This is a genomic window from Candidatus Tisiphia endosymbiont of Micropterix aruncella (assembly GCF_965178575.1).
Taxonomy (GTDB): Bacteria; Pseudomonadota; Alphaproteobacteria; order Rickettsiales; family Rickettsiaceae; genus Tisiphia.
Window position 1 is genome coordinate 96,494 of the sequence record NZ_OZ238268.1, and the last position, 17,876, is coordinate 114,369.

Genomic DNA, 17,876 nt, shown 5'->3' on the forward strand with positions numbered 1-17,876 from the left:
CATGACTTTTAAACTGCCATGAATTATATAACTCAAAAACTTGATTATCGAGTTATAGATTCCTCACCGAAGCGGGAATGACATCGTTTTTTGTTACCCTGTACCACCGCCACCACCACTCATACCACCACCGCCTCCAGAACCCATACCACCGCCGCTACCACCACCACTAGAACCCGCCGTACCTTCATCAGCTTTGCCACCACCATCACCACCACCTGAATCTTTTGCTTCTTCTCCTCCTTTCCTTGGTTTTTCTAAAGGATTTTTCTGCGGTGGTTTTCCACCGGAGCTTTTTGAAGCATCGGCAATAAACTCTGCCCCTTTCTTAACCATATCAACTATCTTAGTAGGACTAGCTGTTACAGAATCCATGATAGGACCACCAGTAAGCTCGGCAGCAAACTGACTAATTGATTTTGAAAAATAATAAAAAATAATTGAAAAAATTAATACATAAAGTAACTCTACTAACAGTGATACGACATCTATAACAATTGATTTAATTGGAAAAAGAATTAAAAGATGCTTCTCCCAACCTTCCCCTGAATAATACCGCAATAATTTATATCCAGCACTATTTTTACAATCCTCAGTATTATCTTTTGGTAATCTAAGCTCAAAAGTACTAAACTGAACATCACTGCTATACGTATAGTCATGCCTCATAAACTCACAATTCTTGTATATTGCCGAATCATACATAGTAAGTAACAAGGCAATAAAACCAGCTACCACTGCAGGCTGCACTGCACAAGATATACAAATTTTTAGCCATGCATCAAAATATGCTTTGGTTCTAGTAAATAAAACCATAGGAATAAATATAGGAGAAATATAGGTCATGACATATATGGTAACTAGACATACTAAATAGTGTGTTATAAAATATAAAATTATTGAAACAAATATTACAGAAAATATTATTCCAGATGCTACTATTATTATTTGTCCAGATAATAATAAACCAAACATCACAGTAAAAAATCTGAATCCGCCAACCTTACTCAATGCCTTTGGTGCTTCCTCTCCAGGTTTTTTAAAGTCTACAGCAATACCTTTAATTTCACCCGGCACGTCACTAGGAATACCGTTTAAAACGGATTCTGTATTATAATATAGCCCCATACCCAAATAATAACCTATCCTACAATCAACAGCATCCCAAAGTGCATAAAACTTATAACCATCTTTATACTTACTAGTATCGTACTCACATAATCCTCGAGAGCCACCAGCATTAAAAACTATTTGGGCAAATTGTGGAGTAAGCTGCGTGAGTAATGGTAAACCATACTGAAGCATACCATTTTCAGTAGTTTCCTTTCCATCCTTAAAATACGCTGGTCCAAGACCTGTAGCAAAATAAGTGACAACTATTAGCTTCATAACAAAAGATGCTATTTTATCTAAATTACCATATTCTTTGCTTAAAATCATATTAACAGCAAAAAACATAACATATAATATTAACGCCGCCCTAATAGATATTTTCAAAGATTCTTGGAAGGTTGAGAAAGGATTAAGGGCAGTCAAACTAATCTTATCATTTTTTGGATCACAGCTACTATAACGAAAAAAAACTTTATCAAGAGTTTCCTTTACGCAATCTACAGCTAAGCCAGAAAAATTAAGTAATGACTGACTCCTTGTAGTACCCATATAACAAGTTTTACCTATATTCCGGCATTGTTCGTTTGGTGGTGGTATCGGAGCTGGTGTGGTAGTACTTTTACAAGCTAGTGGAAGTTGTCCTTTTGAGGTAGACATGACTAGGCACAATCTTGTATCGACAATTTTTACTGTTAAAATAATATCTTTTAATAAAGTATTTCCACCTAAATCAGGATTATTATCAGTGCTTAACTCACTAAGACGCTTAGAATCATTTAAATTAAGAGTAATAACTTTACACTCTAGAGGACTACCATCTTTATTTTTTAGACAGAATTTAAATTGTGGGTCAGTTGCATCACACCCATTAGGAGTACCGGTCATATCAATACTATATAGAAGATGCCCGTAAGCTGTGTTTTGTCTTAAATAAGCATCTACTGCAAATGAAACTGATGGACACGGATCTCCAAAACCAGCAAAAACTTTGCTTGAAAAAAGTACCAAACAACATTGTATAAAAATTCTTATGACTTTACCAAGTGGGCAAGTTTTAAGTAGGTATAACAGCCCTAAGGTGTCATTCCCGCTTCCCTTTATGTCATCCCTGCGAAGGCAGGGATCTAGAATATCTAAAGCACCCTTCCTGTCTATTTCTTTAGATTCCCGCCGCAGCTCGAATGACATCGTTCCATTCCCGCTTCCTTTAATGTCATCCCTGCTTCCCTTTATGTCATCCCTGCGAAGGCAGGGATCTAGAATATCTAAAGCACCTTTCTTGTCTATTTCTTTAGATTCCCGCCACAGCTCGAATGACATCGTTCCATTCCTGTTTCCCTTAATGTCACTCCCACCTACGTGGGAATGAGGACTATTATACCTACTTAAACTTGTACATTTGGTGACTTTATGAATTTTCATTAGAGCCATCTTTTTTTACATTAGTTCTAGCAGTTGTAGTTTTCTTAGCTGGTCTAGTTTTAAGATAGCTCTCCTTCCTAGCTTTTTCCTCACGATTTTTTATTTCTTGTTTAATGTCACCAGCCTTTCCAGCTTGTATAGTAGAATCCTCAAGTCCTCCCAAAGTTTTAGAAAGTAACTCATGGGTCTTTTGCTCTTTTGGTAATTCCTTAGCAGGACTTGCTTTCTCTACTGTCCTTCCTAATTCTTGCGTATTTGTAGCTATCTGTGGTGATCTATTAACAAAATCCTCTGTTTCTACTATTTTACTAGTTGGAGGTAGAATAAGTTCGTCAATAGTCTGCAAATTAACCCTTGATTCCTTTGAAGAACCTCCTGCATTTGAAGAACTCGATTCAGATACACCAGCTGCAGTAGATTCTGCTATATGACGGGCTGGAGAAAGAGGAAGTCCACCACCACCTAGAGACTTACCACCACCTCCTCCTGCTGTTGATACAGTATCTCCAGATGAACCGCTGGTGTCTAAGGTATCTCCTGCTGATTCACCACCAGTAGCTTTAGTATCTCCAGCTGATCCACCTCCACCACCTAGATCCTTAGTACTAGCACCTCTAGCTACTTTATCAGCCGCCTGCATTTTACCAGCAGCTCCAAGAGCAGCCATACCGGCTTTGTATATTGCTTGTGGATGTATGGCAACACCACTAAGAGGTACACCTTCAGTCATATCAGCTGCAAACTCTGCTAATTGGCTACTAAAGTGATACATTAAATACAAAGTAAAGCAGGCAGTAATTAAAGCTAGAGCAATATCCTTAATTTTCTCAAAAACTAATTTGGGTGATACAAAGAACATACCGGGTCCCATAATAATACCCTGCAAAAACGGGTATTTAGATAAATGATCGCTTGTACTACCACTACCTGGTTTTTTTTTGACAATCTCATTGAGGTTATCTTTAGCAAAATCAAAAACTGTTTCTATTGGATTATTAAGCATATAACCTAGGCTATTTTTACAGCTTTTAACATCGTTTTGATCAATATATCCATCCCAATTATTATCAACATAAAATATTTTTACCTTTCTTTTTCCATCTCCCCCACTTTCTATACTACTTTGTATAAGGTTACTTTTATATTTACAGTGACCATAAAAACCAAAATCATAAACTGAAAACATCATAATCATAAAGGTTACCACTACCATAGGTTGTAGTAAAAATGATATTAATAACTTTACCCACGATTCAAAGTAACCACGAGTATATTCAAATAAAAACATTGGCACAAAAAGAGGAGCTAACACACCTAATATTACTATAGATATCATGCACATCACTGTAGCATTCACCATAAACGCTCCAACAGAAATCACTAATAAAGGATAGGACAGTGCCAAAGATACTAGAGTCATATTACCTGAAATAATAGCAGGAATCAGTAAATATACATAAGGTGGGGCTGAGAAACTAAAAAAGTCAAAATTCTTGAAATCATGATTTTTATATTGATTTTCTACCAGTAAGGTTGATAGCATATCTAATCCTAAATAATGGCTTACATGACAGTCTAATGAATCCCATAATGCCATATAAGAAAGATTTTTATCGTAAACTTCTCCATCAAATTTACACAACTCTGATGGTGAAGCATTCATAACCCAACCAGCAAGTGTATCTATTCCTCCTAATAATAAAGGAAAAGCCCATTGCACCATACCATCTAGTCGATTATAGTCAGAATTACTACCAGGAGTAATGTTTATACCTACAGAAAAATAGGTCACAAACAACATCTTTAATACAAAATTAATTATTTCATTTTTAGGAGGAACGTCACCAGAAAGTATGATTTTAAAACCAAAGAAAATTACATATATAGTCAATAAAGCGGTAACAGTTCGGTGCATATTACGTTGAAATTGAAATAATATGCTACTTTCTCTTTTACTTGAATTAATTACTTCATTAATATCATCAAATGTACAAACATCTTTACTAATCAGTAATCTTGCCGTCATTTCTTTAATACATTCTATTAATGGTGAAGAGATAACGATGGCTGCCTTAGAATTATTATAAGCTCTTTGGTAACAACTAGAAGATGATAAACCACAATCAACTATTGCCATTGGGTCAGTAGCGGTATTAGGACCTTTTGCAGTCGCATCATCAAGGCTCATAAAAGTCGCATAAATCGATTCAGGGTAAGGTTCTCTAATATACTTACAACCAACTGATACCCAATCTGCTAATATAGTAGGAGCAGCCACACACATGGTATCTTTTATTTTTACTACTTTAAAAACAACTGGTATAGGTACGTCCAACATTACACTAGAATAACCATCTTTTGTGTCCTTATAAATAGTATGAAATGATGCTTTATTGCTCTTCCATGCTTTTAGAATATCTTTCCACGGATCAGAACCGGTTAATACGGCCTTAGCAATAGCAATAGCAGAAAGGGCTATCGCCTTCGCTCTAACACCTACTAGATTAACATTATTACACAATGCAAAGGTTAATTTAGGGTCATTTGGATCAATTTTATTATTTCTTGCACATTGTCCTCCAGGGTAATCTCCATCAAATAATTCATGGTCATTTATTTTAAGACGTAGCATGGTATTTGCATATAATCCTGGCGAGATTATATTAGCAACAGCAAAGGTGAAAAATGATGCCGGTATACAAGTGTGAGAAAATTCCGTACGTAATAAATCACCGATACCTTGAGTTTCACAGGTCAAACCTGAAAGAATATCAATTATAGTATCTAAAGTACCTTTTGGTTTTGGTTCTTCTGCATAACTATTATGGACAACAGTAAAATTTAGTAGACTGCATAGCACTACTATTCTAGCAAATATTTTTGCTCCACTAAGTAAATTTTTTATAAAATTATAATGCATAAATTAACTAAAGTGATTTTACTTCCTCATAAAATACCGGTAACCATTTTTCAGGATCATCACCATGTTTCTTTCTAATCCGATCTAACAATAACACTGTTTCAACCCTACCAGAAAGAACATTGATAATATCAGTCATACCATCTAAACTTATTTTTGCAACAACTGCATCTACCCCCTGTTTTATTAAGAAATAACGCGATGTTGGATCTGTAGTTTTTATCAAAATATATTCACGTTGACTAAGCATAAAAGCACTACGATAAATATCAGTTGCCTTAAGGTTTGGTAAGAATATTTGTGTCGCAGTTTGTTGGATCAAGGTATCACTAATCCTGCTTTTAGCTGCATCTTCAACACTTTGGGTAGCAAAAATTACAAAAGTATTTAACTTACGTAAAACCTTTAGCCAGTCCTTAATTTTGGGAGCAAATACTGGATTATCAATCAAAGCCCACGCCTCATCAAGCACTATCATAGTTCTTTGACCATCTAAAGAAATACTAATTCTATGGAAAATATATAGTAGCACAGGAGCAAGACTAACTGGATCTTTTAACAGTTCAGTCATATCAAAGCCAAATACTCGAGCTTGCTGCAAATCAATATTATCTGCCTCATTATCAAATATTCTAGCATGAGAGCCTTTACCAACCCACATAGCAATCCTGCCTGCTAAGCTATTAGGACCATCTATGCCCAAAAATGCTACAACATTTTTTAATCTTCTATCTTTTTTCTCTAGTTTAAAATTACCACTTACTGCTTGTGATAAAATCTTATTATCTTCTGATGATAACAACTCTCCATTAGAAGTAACCAATACTTTAAGCCATTCTAATATAAATGTTCTATTCTCCCCAGTATCATCAAGTTGCAAAGGATTAAAGTTACATTCTCCTCCTGGATCAATTGTGGTATAAATCCCATTAAGTGATCTAATAAATATTTCAGCACCGTGATCTTTATCAAAGAAAAACATTCTAGGTTTAAATTTTTGTGCTTGTGCACATAAAAAATTCATTAATACTGTTTTACCAGCACCAGTTGGACCAATGATCAGAGTATGTCCAACATCTCTAACATGAAAACTGAAATAAAAAGGAGTTCCCGAGGTAGTATCGAGTACAGTTACATATTCTCCCCAGTGATTATTAAAAACCTTACCTAATGGATAATTATGCATAGATGCAAAACTAGCCATGTTTAAAGTATTTATAGTCGAACCCCTTACTATATAATCCATATTTCCAGGAAGCTGCCCCCAATAACTTGGCTCCATATTAATTCTTTCTCTAACAGGTTGAATTCCAGAATTGGAGAGTTCAACAGAAGCCATAGATAAGGTATCCTCAAGGGATTTTAAATTACTATCAGAGCATAGAAGCGAAAAATGATGTTCTCCAAAACCAATATCACCACTGGTAGCCATATCAAGTGCTCGAGAAATTTCAGCAACTTGTGATACAGCTTTATCCTCTGCTTGAATCATTCTATTTTGTTGTAGTTGCATTTTGCTAATCGCCACTGTCCTATTAGCAAAAACAAAACTTTGGGTCATTACAAACTCAAAAGGCATTTGTAAAAATCCGTCAAAGATTCCAGCTGACGTAGATGGTCCATACTCTAAAATACTTAATATACCGGCATATCTTCTACCCTTTGGACCACGTGCTTCTATAGATCTAGAACCAAAAAACAATCTATGGGTTGGAAGATATTGGTCTATTGAATTTCTTGGAACGGCCATTTGCATTGAAGATCCACAATTCACCAAAGTACCTAAGAATTCCATAATATCACAACAATAGCCACTATTCGATTTGCGTACGCCAAGTAACCTCGCCGAATAACTATGGAATGTATTAACTACTCTTGAGGACATTTCTCGCAAACTATCCTGCATATCTCGCATGTCATTTTCCCAAGCTGATTTATCAGACTTTTGCATCAGCTTTTTAATGAAATATTCGATTATAGCAACCCCAGCTTTATCTGGTCTATAAAGAATACTCACATATAATTCATTAAAAAACGACCTAGAACCTGCATGTTTCTTACGCCATTCATTTGATAAATAAGTTGTGAAATCATTAGGTATTTTTATGGTAGGGTCAGAGGTATATTCAAGCCCATCAAAAACCACTGGTTTGCGTCTCCTGATCGTGTGGAAATACATCACAATATTGCCTGATGACATATTTTTAAGTAACGCATTTCTGATATTTTTTTTAATATCTAAATCTTCATCATCAGCTGTTTCAAAGGAAAAACCACCTATTTTTACTACTTGTAATAATTCATTATTTTTAGTTAAAATAGTATTACTATCCCAATGGCATTTATAAGGAATAAAATGAGAAGTAGGTTTTTCTTTCCTAGATCTCGACTCTTTGGCTGTTTTTGTTACAGATAATTTTATCATTTTGTCATTTTATACTTTGTTCTAATACTACAGTTGTAGTATCACTAGATTATCAGTAGTAAAAACGATGTCCCCCTACGAAAGCAGGGGTGACAATATTGTGAGTAACTACAACTGTAGTACTAAATACCGTATGAATTCGCTCCATAGAATGATTTATTAGGACACTGACTACATCTAGAAGATTTATTTAAAAGCAACTCTATAAATCTTGGTTCTTTAAAACATATTACATACCCTATCATATGAATCACAAAAGCAACAAGCAAATTCATAATACTATTACTTTGAATAAATAATGACATAGATATAATCATATTAAGTGCTGCAAATTTTATACTCACACCAAATATCATTGCGGGTCTTGTTAAACCGACAAATAACGGGTCTGATACTAAACTGCCTGACATAAATTAGCCCTCTTTTGCTTTTTTACCAAAAATTAAATCTATAACTCACTCATATTCTTTACTTATAAACATACTTAACAATATTGAATCAGGGAAAGCCGAATTAAGAAAATGTACATAATTGGTACTGTTTTGAATAGCACTTAAAGCTGCTTCAAGCAAGCCAACTTTCTCAGGATCAACAGTATTATTCAACATCTCTTTCAATACATTAACATCTTGTATTCGTATATACTTCTCTCCGGCAAATTCTAGCCCATCACATAATAATACTAAATGATCTGCATCTAATGAGGAAGCAATTATCGAGGCCGTCAGATTTACATCCAGTAGATGAGTATTACCTTTTTCATCGCTAGCTACTGGTGTTATAACAGGAATAATATTGCTATCTTCAAAATTTATTAAAATCTCAGGGTTTATTATAACTGGTTCACTGACAAACCCAATATCTATTACAGCTTGATTACTGTCTCTCCTATGTGATAATTTTGATTTCTTAGCTTGAATAAGATTAGCATCTTTGCAGGAAATACCAATAGCATAACAACCTAAACTACAGAGCTTTGAAACTATACGCTTATTAATATAGCCAGACAGAACCATTTCCATAATCTGCGAGCTTTTATAATCGGCTACCTTAATATTATTGATAAATTTCTCATCACAGCCAAACAATTTTAGCGTATCATTTACCAAATTAGTATGATCATGAACTATAAAGATTTTAATGCCACAACTGTCAAGTAACTGTATTACCTCTGCAAAATTCGTTAGCAATTTGTCATCATCAATAATTAATGACGGTAGCTTAAATACCATGACTTGATCTCTAACTTCACTACTACGTCTTATTATGTCTTTAATTAGGCTAGTATCTTTGACATGGGCAAAACCTTTACCTTCCTTTTCTTTATAATTTAATGCATTTTGCCAAATTAAACTGCAATTCTTTTGCACCTTCTTTACTCCTGCTACTTGTATAAATTACATTACAGGAGTAGCCTAAAGTTGCAAGAAAATTCTGTGTTACCGTCGTTAGGTTTTCTCTATGTGTTACCTTATCCGACTTTGTAAAAACAATTTGAAAATCTTTATTACAAGAAAGTAATAATTTAGCAATCTCTATGTCATTTTGCTTTATTCCTCTTCTAGCATCAATCAATAAATTTACTAATTTGAGGTTTAAACTCGTTCTGAGATAATATGCTATTAAGGTTTCCCACTGCTGCTTTATATATATTGGTACTTCTGCAAAGCCATATCCAGGAAGATCAACTAACATAAGTTTATCGGCAAGGGAGAAAAAATTTATTTGCCTAGTACGACCAGGAGTATTAGACACCCTAGCAAGACTTGAATTATTGCATATACTATTAATCAAACTTGACTTGCCAACATTTGATTTGCCGACAAATGCAATTTCTGGTAAAAATATGCTAGGAAACTGACTTATTTTTGCCACACCAGCGATGAATTTTGCTTCTTGACGGAAAAGTTTTGTAACCTTATCAACCGACATTATTGTCTAACTTATTGATGTAATATTGCTGAATTATTGATAAAATATTACTCCAGGACCAATAAATCACTACTCCAGCTGGAAAACTACTACACATTACTAAAAAAACCAGTGGCATAAACTTCATTACTTGAGCTTGAATTGGATCAGCTGGCTCTGAACCCATCCTTTGCAGTAAGAACATAGTCAGAGCCATGAGAATAGGCCATACACCAATCATCAGAAAACTTGGGCAAGCAAATGGCAGTAATCCAAACAAGTTGAAAATTGTTGTTGGATCGGGAGTAGATAAATCTTTTATCCAACCAAAAAATGGTGCTTGACGCATCTCAATAGTTACATTTAACACTTTATAAATCGAGAAAAATACTGGGATTTGTACAATAAGGGGGAGACAACCAGCTAGGGGATTAACCTTTTCTCTTTTGTACAACGCCATAACTTCTTGGTTAAGCCTCATTTTATCATCAGCATATAAAGCCCTGATTCTCTCGACTTCAGGCTGAAGCTTTTTTGTCTTTTTCATCGAGCGATATGATTTATTAGCTAGAGTAAACATTAGCAGTTTTATGATAACAGTTACAATCAAGATACTAATACCGAAGTTACCAACATAGTGATAAAAAAAGTTCATAACATTAAAGAGTGGTTTAGTGATTATATAAAACCAACCAAAATCAATTGCCCGATCAAATAACTTAATGTTATATTGTTTTTCGTATTTATCCAATAAATCAACTTTCTTTGCTCCAGCAAATAATCTTTGTGATATAGTAAATTTGTTTCCTACTTCTATAGTTTGAGTTGGTGAGATGAAGTCAACCTGATATTTTTCAATACCGTTTTTTATTACACAATTGAAATTAGAACTATACTTACTAATTTTATCAGGAATTAAGGAAGCTAGCCAATATTTATCTGTTATGCCAATCCAATCAACAACGCCTTGCGGAAACTTTTCGATCTTTTTATCTTTTAAGTCATCAAAGGAATGTTCTTTAAGCCTACCATCAATAGCACCAATTGGTCCTTGATGCAGGATATTAGCAACTTTCTCTTTGCCAGTATATTTACGGTTAATTAGTCCATAATACTGAACTGATATTGGCTGCTTACTATCATTCACCGTAGTTTGATCTATGGTGAACAAGTAATTACTATCCATGCTGATAGTAACCAAGAATTTAACCCCATCTTTGTTGATCCATGATAAATTCACAGGTTTTGTAGGAGTAAGCTCATCACTATCAGCTTGCCAAAGAGTTTCACTGTCAGGAAGAATATTACTACCAGTTTTATCAAACCAACCTATTTCTGCAAAATAGGCTTCTTCTGACTGAGAATGAGCAAATAATACAACAGGCTTACTGTCTTTTGATAGATCTTGCTTATACTTCAATAAAACCAAATCATCAAACCTTAATCCTTTTAAAGCAATCGATCCGGAAAGTAATTCTGAGTTTATCTGAATTCTCTTGGTAGCAATAAAGGATTCAGCTTCTTTAGAGGCTTCTACTTGAACATTCTTTTTCTTTAACTCTTGAACTTGCTTATTATATATTTTATTTTGCTGTTCTAATTTTTGTAATCTTGGTTTATCGTAAAAATATTGCCATCCAAAAATAATACCAAGGGACAAGACAATGGCAGCTACCAAGTTAACTATGTTATGATTCATCACGGTCTAAAAATAATTTAAGTTTACTAGAATATATCAGAATATTTGATTCCACTAAGTCTTTTATATATAATTAATTTAACCTCAACTATTGATGTAATAAATTAATAGTAGGCTCAAGTAATCATCGCCATTAGGGGTGATGTTACCGCCATTATGTCATCCCAGCGAAAGCTGGGATCTAAATATAACATACCTTCTATGCTATTTTTTTAGACCCCTGCCTACGCAGGGGTGACATAAAAGGAGAGGCAGGGACACCCTAGGCTATTAAACCGATATCTTACATCAATACTTGAGGTTAATTTAGGTACATAAAATAAAAATAACTCCCTAATCTTAGGATATTCATTAGACATACCCTATGAGTTCTATAAGATTTAAGCAAAATAATCAAGAAATTTGATTTATACTCAAATCAGGGTCATTTGAGTATACGTCTTGATTTGCAATCAAACTCTGATATTATGCGAGGTAAAATTTTAATCGTAACACATATTTAACCTCAAGTACCGATGTCTTACATCGATATTTGAGGTTATTTACAGCCAATTGCTAATTGTCTAGCAATTGGTAATTGGGATAATTGTAAACTGATGAACGAAATCTTCTCTAGTACATTACCTGTTTTGCTGATTCCCTTGTTTGGTAGTATTATCAGAAGGAAATGGTTGACTTCTGAAGAATTTTGGCGAGGATTAGAGAAATTATCATATTTTTTTCTTTTCCCTACTATGCTTTTTAATAATATATCTGCAGCCGATTTAAATGTATCGTCTATAATAAAACTGGTATTTGCATTAATCATCTCCACCTCTATTATTTCTTTGGCTTTAATTATTTATCAGAAGAAAACCAATTTTGACAAGGTTCAGTTTACTTCAACTTTTCAAGGTGCAATACGTTTTAATAGTTATATCTTTTTTGGTGTTAGTAGTCCTCTTTTGGGTCAGGAGGGACTTGCTATAGTATCTGTGATTTCATCCTATATGATCATTTTTACTAACATCATATCAGTAATGATTTTTGCACGTTATATTCCTGATAGTTCAGTAGCTAAGTCGCCTAAAGCTAGCTTTATATTGATACTTAAATTGATAGTACAAAATCCCTTGATTATAGCTAGTATAATTGGATTTATTTTTAATTATTCTGGTTTAGAATTACATCTTGGTATAAAAAAAACCTTGTCTAGCCTGTCCAACTCTGCTTTAGCTATAGGTATGCTAAATGTTGGGGCAGGTCTCAAATTTTCTATGCGTGGTGCTATTTTACAAAATGTGTTGCTTACTAGTTTTGTTAAGTTAGTGGCTTTTCCTATTGTCACAATAATTGTATTATCACTAATGTCAATAACTGGTACTGCTAAATCAGTTGGTGTTCTGTACAGCTGTCTGCCGTGTGCTAGCACGGCTTATGTTTTATCACGTCAGCTTGGTGGTGATCCAGAATCTATGGCATCAATTATTACTTTCACAACACTTTTTTCAATAGTATCATTGTCAGTTCTTATGTGGATGATATAACTAATAAACACTTGAAGTAATTAAGAAGGAATAACATCATGGGTGAAATGAATAAAATAAATTATCTCAAAGCCTTAGAATATCATCGAAAAGGTAAGCCAGGTAAAATTGCTATTGTGGCAACTAAGCCTTTGGACACTGCACATGATTTGGCTTTGGCTTATTCGCCAGGGGTAGCAGCTCCGTGTCTTGAAATTGCGAAAAATATAGATGATATTTATAAATATACTGCTAGAGGTAACTTAGTTGCTGTAATAACTAACGGTACGGCAGTTCTTGGTCTTGGTAGTATAGGTGCAGCTGCGTCGAAACCCGTAATGGAAGGAAAAGCCGTTTTATTCAAGAACTTTGCTGATATTGATTCTATTGATCTTGAAATAGATACGACTGACCCTGATGAGTTTGTTAATGCAGTAAAATATCTTAATTACAGTTTTGGAGGTATTAATTTAGAAGATATTAAATCTCCTGAATGTTTTATAATTGAAGAAAAATTAAAAAGCTGTATGCAGATACCGGTTTTTCATGATGATCAGCATGGTACGGCTATTATTGCTGCTGCAGGTTTAATTAATGCAGCTTATCTTACCAATCGTTCATTTGATAGTCTAAAAATTGTCGTAAGTGGCGCAGGGGCAGCGGCAATTGCTTGCATTGAATTACTAATTGCGCTTAGTGTAGACAAAAAAAATGTTATACTATGTGATAAAATGGGGGTAGTTTACCAAGGTCGGCAAGAAGGCATGAATAAATGGAAAGAATTATATGCAGTCGAGACCGATCTCAGGACTCTGAGTGATGCTATGAAGTCAGCCGATGTATTCCTTGGTTTATCTGTAAAAGGAACAGTATCGAAAGACATGGTAGCTAGCATGGCTGCAAATCCTATCATTTTTGCCATGGCTAATCCAGACCCAGAGATTACTCCAGAGGATATACAGCTAGTTAGAAGCGATGCGATTATTGCTACCGGACGCTCTGATTATAATAATCAGATTAATAATGTTATGGGATTTCCGTATATTTTCCGTGGAGCTTTAGATGTTAGAGCTACTACTATTAATCAGGAAATGAAAATAGCTGCAGCAACTTCTTTAGCTGAATTAGCAAGACAAGCTGTCCCGAATGAAGTTTATAAAGCATATCCTGGTAAAAAAATGGTTTTTGGTCCAGATTACATAATTCCTGTACCATTTGATCCAAGATTAATTACCACTGTTCCGGTAGCGGTAGCTAAAGCTGCCATAGATAGTGGGGTTGCTAAAATTACCGAATTTGATGTTAAGAATTATGCAAAGGAGCTGGAAAGTAGGTTAAATCCTACCTCTCATTACATGAATCTATTATTTGAGAGAATTCAACAGTCAACACCTCAAAGGATAGTTTTTGCCGAAGGTGAGGAGGAAGAGGTAATTATAGCTGCTATGAGCATGCGGGATGCTTCACATGCTCATCCTATCCTAGTTGGTAGATCTGATAAAATATCTGCTGTTTTAAATAGAATAGGTATGAATTATGATTTAAATGGTATTACCATAATGAATGCTGCTATTAACCAAAATCTTGATAAATATATAGATACTCTTTATAGCCGGTTACAGCGTAAAGGTTACTTATACCGTGACTGTGCTAGATTAGTTAAAAGTGATAGAAATATATTCTCAGCTATCATGGTAGCTTGTGGCGATGCTGATTGTATGGTTACTGGTGTAACAAAGAGCTATTATAGTAGCTTAGAGGATATTATGAAGGTAATGGAAGCCAAAGAAAATAACAGAATTTTAGGCTATTCCATTCTGATTGCCAAGGAGCATAATATAATTATTGCTGATAATAGTCTGGCTGAACTGCCAAATGAGCAAGATCTTGTAGAAATAACCTTGCAGACTGCTAATATAGCAAAAAATATGGGAATGATCCCAAAGGTTGCACTGCTTTCCTTCTCGACTTTTGGTAATCCAATGAGAGAAAAGGCAAATAGAGTACGGGAAGCTGTTAGAATTTTAGATAGTATGAGTTTAGATTTTGAATATGATGGCGAAATGTCAGCTAATGTTGCTCTGAACCCTAATCGTAATTCATATAAGTTTTGCAGGCTATCAAGCCCTGCTAATGTATTAATTATGCCCGGTCTACATTCGGCCTCAATCTCAACGCAACTATTGCAAGAATTAGCTGGAGGTGTTTTTATAGGACCAATAATTAATGGTTTTGAATATCCAGTACAAATAGTACAAATGGGAGCATCGGCAAGTGAGATAACAAAAATTGCCACATTTGCCTGTATAGATGCAATAAATCTCTTGAACAAAAGATAATTAATTTTCGGATTTTATATTATTTGTTAATAGGTTATAATAACTCTTTCGAGGAATTTTAATGATATATACATTAATTGCTTTAAGCTTGACTACATTAGTCTTAGTGATAGGGATTGTCTCTATGGCTATTGGTGGGAAATTTGATAAAAAATTTAGCTCAAAATTAATGTCGCTGCGGGTTATATTTCAGGCAGTTGCTGTATGTTTGCTTGCTTTTCTCTATCTTTCAAAATAGTATAACCTCAAATATTGATGTAATAAATTAATAGTAGGCTCAAGTAATCATCGCCATTAGGGGTGATGTCACCGCCATTATGTCATCCCAGCGAAAGCTGGGATCTAAAACTATATAACATACCTTCTATGCTATTTTTTAGACCCCTGCCTACGCAGGGGTGACATCCTAGGCTATTAAACCGATGTCTTACATCAATAGTTGAGGTTAGTATACTTCTCCTATTTCAAGAGTTGTTTTTACAACTCTTGAAATAGGAAATTATTTTTTTACCCAAAAACTTGGAAAAACTTGTAAGTTAATACCATAATATGTCTGATCTATTTAGTTTTAATGATAAAAAGCCTAAAATTAATAATTCATATACTGCAAAAGATATTGAAGTATTAGAAGGGCTTGAACCTGTACGCAAACGTCCTGGTATGTATATTGGCGGAACAGACGAAAATGCTATGCATCATCTTGTTTCGGAAGTACTGGATAATGCTATGGATGAAGCTGTTGCTGGTTTTGCTAACATTATAACCATAAAAATGCATGTGAATAACAGTATCACTATTTCTGATAATGGTAGAGGAATTCCTGTCGATAATCACCCCAAATTCCCTGAAAAATCTGCTTTGGAGGTGATTCTAACTCAGCTCCACTCGGGAGGTAAATTTTCGAATAATGTATACCAAACAGCAGGCGGATTACACGGAGTTGGTATTTCTGTTGTTAATGCTTTATCAGACTATTTAGAAGTTAAAGTGTACAAGCAGGGTAAATTATTCAAGCAATCTTATTCTAGAGGGCATAAATTGAATGATTTAGAAAGTGAAGATGTTGTAAAAAAATTAAAGGGAACATCTATAAATTTTCATCCTGACCCAGAAATTTTTGGTGAAAAATCATGTTTTTCTCCTAAAAAAATATATGAATTAGCTAAATCAAAAGCCTATTTGTACAGGGGAGTAACGATAGAGTGGCAATGTGAGATTGAGACTAAAAGTGATGTACCGACAACAGCCCTGATCCATTTTCCAGATGGTTTGAAGGATTATTTAATATCAAAAATAAATCATGACGATTTAGTTAGTGGAGAGATTTTTTGTGGTAATATTGACTGGGACCAAGATCACGTAAAAGTGGAATGGGCAATTGCTTGGCATAAAAATGAATACCAACCCTTCATACAATCATATTGTAACACTATTCCCACCCCCCTTGGTGGCACTCATGAACAAGGTTTGCGTAATGCATTACTTCGCGGCTTGAAAATATACGGAGAAATGATAGGCAATAAAAAAACAACTCTACTTATTATTGAAGATATTCTTGAAACTTCTTCTATTGTTCTCTCTATATTTATCCAAGATCCAATATTTCAAGGACAAACAAAAGAAAAATTGGTTTCACTAGGGGTTAATAAGATAGTAGAAAACATTATTAAGGACCATTTTGATCATTGGTTGAGCAGTAATAAAGTAGCGGCAAACCAACTACTTGACCATATAGTCAATATTGCTGAATTCCGAATAAATAAGCGTAATGAAAAAAATACCTTACGTAAAACTGCTACACAAAAATTGCGACTACCAGGTAAATTAGCCGATTGTACAAGAACGTCTCCTAATGGAACGGAGTTATTTTTGGTTGAGGGAGATTCAGCTGGAGGATCAGCTAAGCAGGCAAGAGATCGAGAAACACAAGCTATTTTGCCTCTTCGGGGCAAAATCCTAAATGTTGCCAATGCGACTCTAGAAAAGATTACTAATAATCAAGAAATTCAAGATCTAGAAGTGGCACTAGCATGCGGCAGCCTTAAAAATTACCGAGAAGAAAATTTACGTTATGAAAAAATAATAATTATGACAGATGCTGATGTTGACGGAGCTCACATCGCCTCACTGTTAATGACATTTTTTTACCTTCGTATGCCAAAGCTAGTATCATCGGGTCATTTATATATTGCCAAACCACCACTTTATCGACTAACACAGTCTAATAAAACTTACTATGCAGTAAATGATCAACAAAAAACTGATTTAACTGCTAAATTATTAAAAAATAGTAAAGCTAAAATAGACATTGGTAGGTTTAAGGGACTGGGGGAAATGATGCCAGCTCAGTTAAAAGAAACAACAATGAATCCAAAAAATAGGTCACTTTTAAAAGTTACTATAGATGATTTTGATAATATTGCTAAGATGGTAGACAATCTTATGGGCAAGAAACCAGAAAAACGTTTCCAGTTTATTTATGATCAAGCTTTAATTAAAATGGATACTATTATAAACAATCTAGATATTTAAAATTGTATCA

11 protein-coding genes are annotated in these 17,876 nt (G+C 34.4%); 4 read left to right on the plus strand and 7 right to left on the minus strand.

Annotated elements, in window-relative coordinates; all coding sequences use genetic code 11:
• Positions 1–93 precede the first annotated feature (93 nt).
• The 7 genes from ACN1AG_RS00495 to yidC form a co-directional block, all read right to left on the minus strand.
• Positions 94–2,433, minus strand: a complete 2,340-nt coding sequence (locus ACN1AG_RS00495; RefSeq protein ID WP_417905083.1) for a type IV secretion system protein — start codon at positions 2,431–2,433, stop codon at positions 94–96.
• 88 nt (positions 2,434–2,521) lie between these two features.
• The gene (locus ACN1AG_RS00500) at positions 2,522–5,455 is read right to left on the minus strand and encodes a type IV secretion system protein (RefSeq protein ID WP_417905084.1); all 2,934 of its coding nucleotides are present in this window, start codon (positions 5,453–5,455) and stop codon (positions 2,522–2,524) included.
• Positions 5,456–5,462: 7 nt separating this feature from the next.
• Positions 5,463–7,877, minus strand: coding sequence for a VirB4 family type IV secretion/conjugal transfer ATPase (locus ACN1AG_RS00505; protein ID WP_417905622.1), 2,415 nt, complete (start codon positions 7,875–7,877; stop codon positions 5,463–5,465).
• Positions 7,878–8,002: 125 nt separating this feature from the next.
• Positions 8,003–8,290 (minus strand): VirB3 family type IV secretion system protein, encoded by a 288-nt coding sequence (locus tag ACN1AG_RS00510; RefSeq protein ID WP_341753466.1) that lies wholly within the window; start codon positions 8,288–8,290, stop codon positions 8,003–8,005.
• Positions 8,291–8,335: 45 nt separating this feature from the next.
• Positions 8,336–9,250, minus strand: a complete 915-nt coding sequence (locus tag ACN1AG_RS00515; protein WP_417905085.1) for an acetylglutamate kinase — start codon at positions 9,248–9,250, stop codon at positions 8,336–8,338.
• The gene (gene yihA / locus ACN1AG_RS00520) at positions 9,204–9,812 is read right to left on the minus strand and encodes a ribosome biogenesis GTP-binding protein YihA/YsxC (protein WP_341758616.1); all 609 of its coding nucleotides are present in this window, start codon (positions 9,810–9,812) and stop codon (positions 9,204–9,206) included. Before yihA ends, ACN1AG_RS00515 begins: the two co-directional genes overlap by 47 nt.
• Positions 9,802–11,490 (minus strand): membrane protein insertase YidC, encoded by a 1,689-nt coding sequence (gene yidC, locus ACN1AG_RS00525; RefSeq protein ID WP_417905086.1) that lies wholly within the window; start codon positions 11,488–11,490, stop codon positions 9,802–9,804. Before yidC ends, yihA begins: the two co-directional genes overlap by 11 nt.
• Positions 11,491–12,086: 596 nt before the next feature.
• Between yidC and ACN1AG_RS00530 the strand changes: the two genes are divergently transcribed.
• From ACN1AG_RS00530 to parE, 4 genes are all read left to right on the plus strand, one after another.
• On the plus strand, positions 12,087–13,016 hold the full coding sequence (locus ACN1AG_RS00530) for an AEC family transporter (protein ID WP_417905087.1): 930 nt from the start codon (positions 12,087–12,089) through the stop codon (positions 13,014–13,016).
• A gap of 38 nt (positions 13,017–13,054) precedes the next feature.
• On the plus strand, positions 13,055–15,334 hold the full coding sequence (locus ACN1AG_RS00535; protein ID WP_417905088.1) for an NADP-dependent malic enzyme: 2,280 nt from the start codon (positions 13,055–13,057) through the stop codon (positions 15,332–15,334).
• A 61-nt stretch (positions 15,335–15,395) separates the two neighbouring features.
• The gene (locus tag ACN1AG_RS00540; protein WP_341747906.1) at positions 15,396–15,572 is read left to right on the plus strand and encodes a twin transmembrane helix small protein; all 177 of its coding nucleotides are present in this window, start codon (positions 15,396–15,398) and stop codon (positions 15,570–15,572) included.
• A gap of 311 nt (positions 15,573–15,883) precedes the next feature.
• Entirely contained in the window at positions 15,884–17,866 is a 1,983-nt protein-coding gene (gene parE, locus ACN1AG_RS00545) for a DNA topoisomerase IV subunit B (RefSeq protein WP_417905089.1), read from the plus strand.
• Positions 17,867–17,876 lie beyond the last annotated feature (10 nt).

What these genes read in the sequence shown, in the direction of transcription:
- ACN1AG_RS00495 (WP_417905083.1), bottom strand. Translation starts at nt 2,433, where the DNA reads ATGTCATTCGAGCTGTGGCGGGAATCTAAAGAAATAGACAAGAAAGGT.
- ACN1AG_RS00500 (WP_417905084.1), bottom strand. Translation starts at nt 5,455, where the DNA reads ATGCATTATAATTTTATAAAAAATTTACTTAGTGGAGCAAAAATATTT.
- ACN1AG_RS00510 (WP_341753466.1), bottom strand. Translation starts at nt 8,290, where the DNA reads ATGTCAGGCAGTTTAGTATCAGACCCGTTATTTGTCGGTTTAACAAGA.
- yihA (WP_341758616.1), bottom strand. Translation starts at nt 9,812, where the DNA reads ATGTCGGTTGATAAGGTTACAAAACTTTTCCGTCAAGAAGCAAAATTC.
- yidC (WP_417905086.1), bottom strand. Translation starts at nt 11,490, where the DNA reads ATGAATCATAACATAGTTAACTTGGTAGCTGCCATTGTCTTGTCCCTT.
- ACN1AG_RS00530 (WP_417905087.1), top strand. Translation starts at nt 12,087, where the DNA reads ATGAACGAAATCTTCTCTAGTACATTACCTGTTTTGCTGATTCCCTTG.
- ACN1AG_RS00535 (WP_417905088.1), top strand. Translation starts at nt 13,055, where the DNA reads ATGGGTGAAATGAATAAAATAAATTATCTCAAAGCCTTAGAATATCAT.
- ACN1AG_RS00540 (WP_341747906.1), top strand. Translation starts at nt 15,396, where the DNA reads ATGATATATACATTAATTGCTTTAAGCTTGACTACATTAGTCTTAGTG.
- parE (WP_417905089.1), top strand. Translation starts at nt 15,884, where the DNA reads ATGTCTGATCTATTTAGTTTTAATGATAAAAAGCCTAAAATTAATAAT.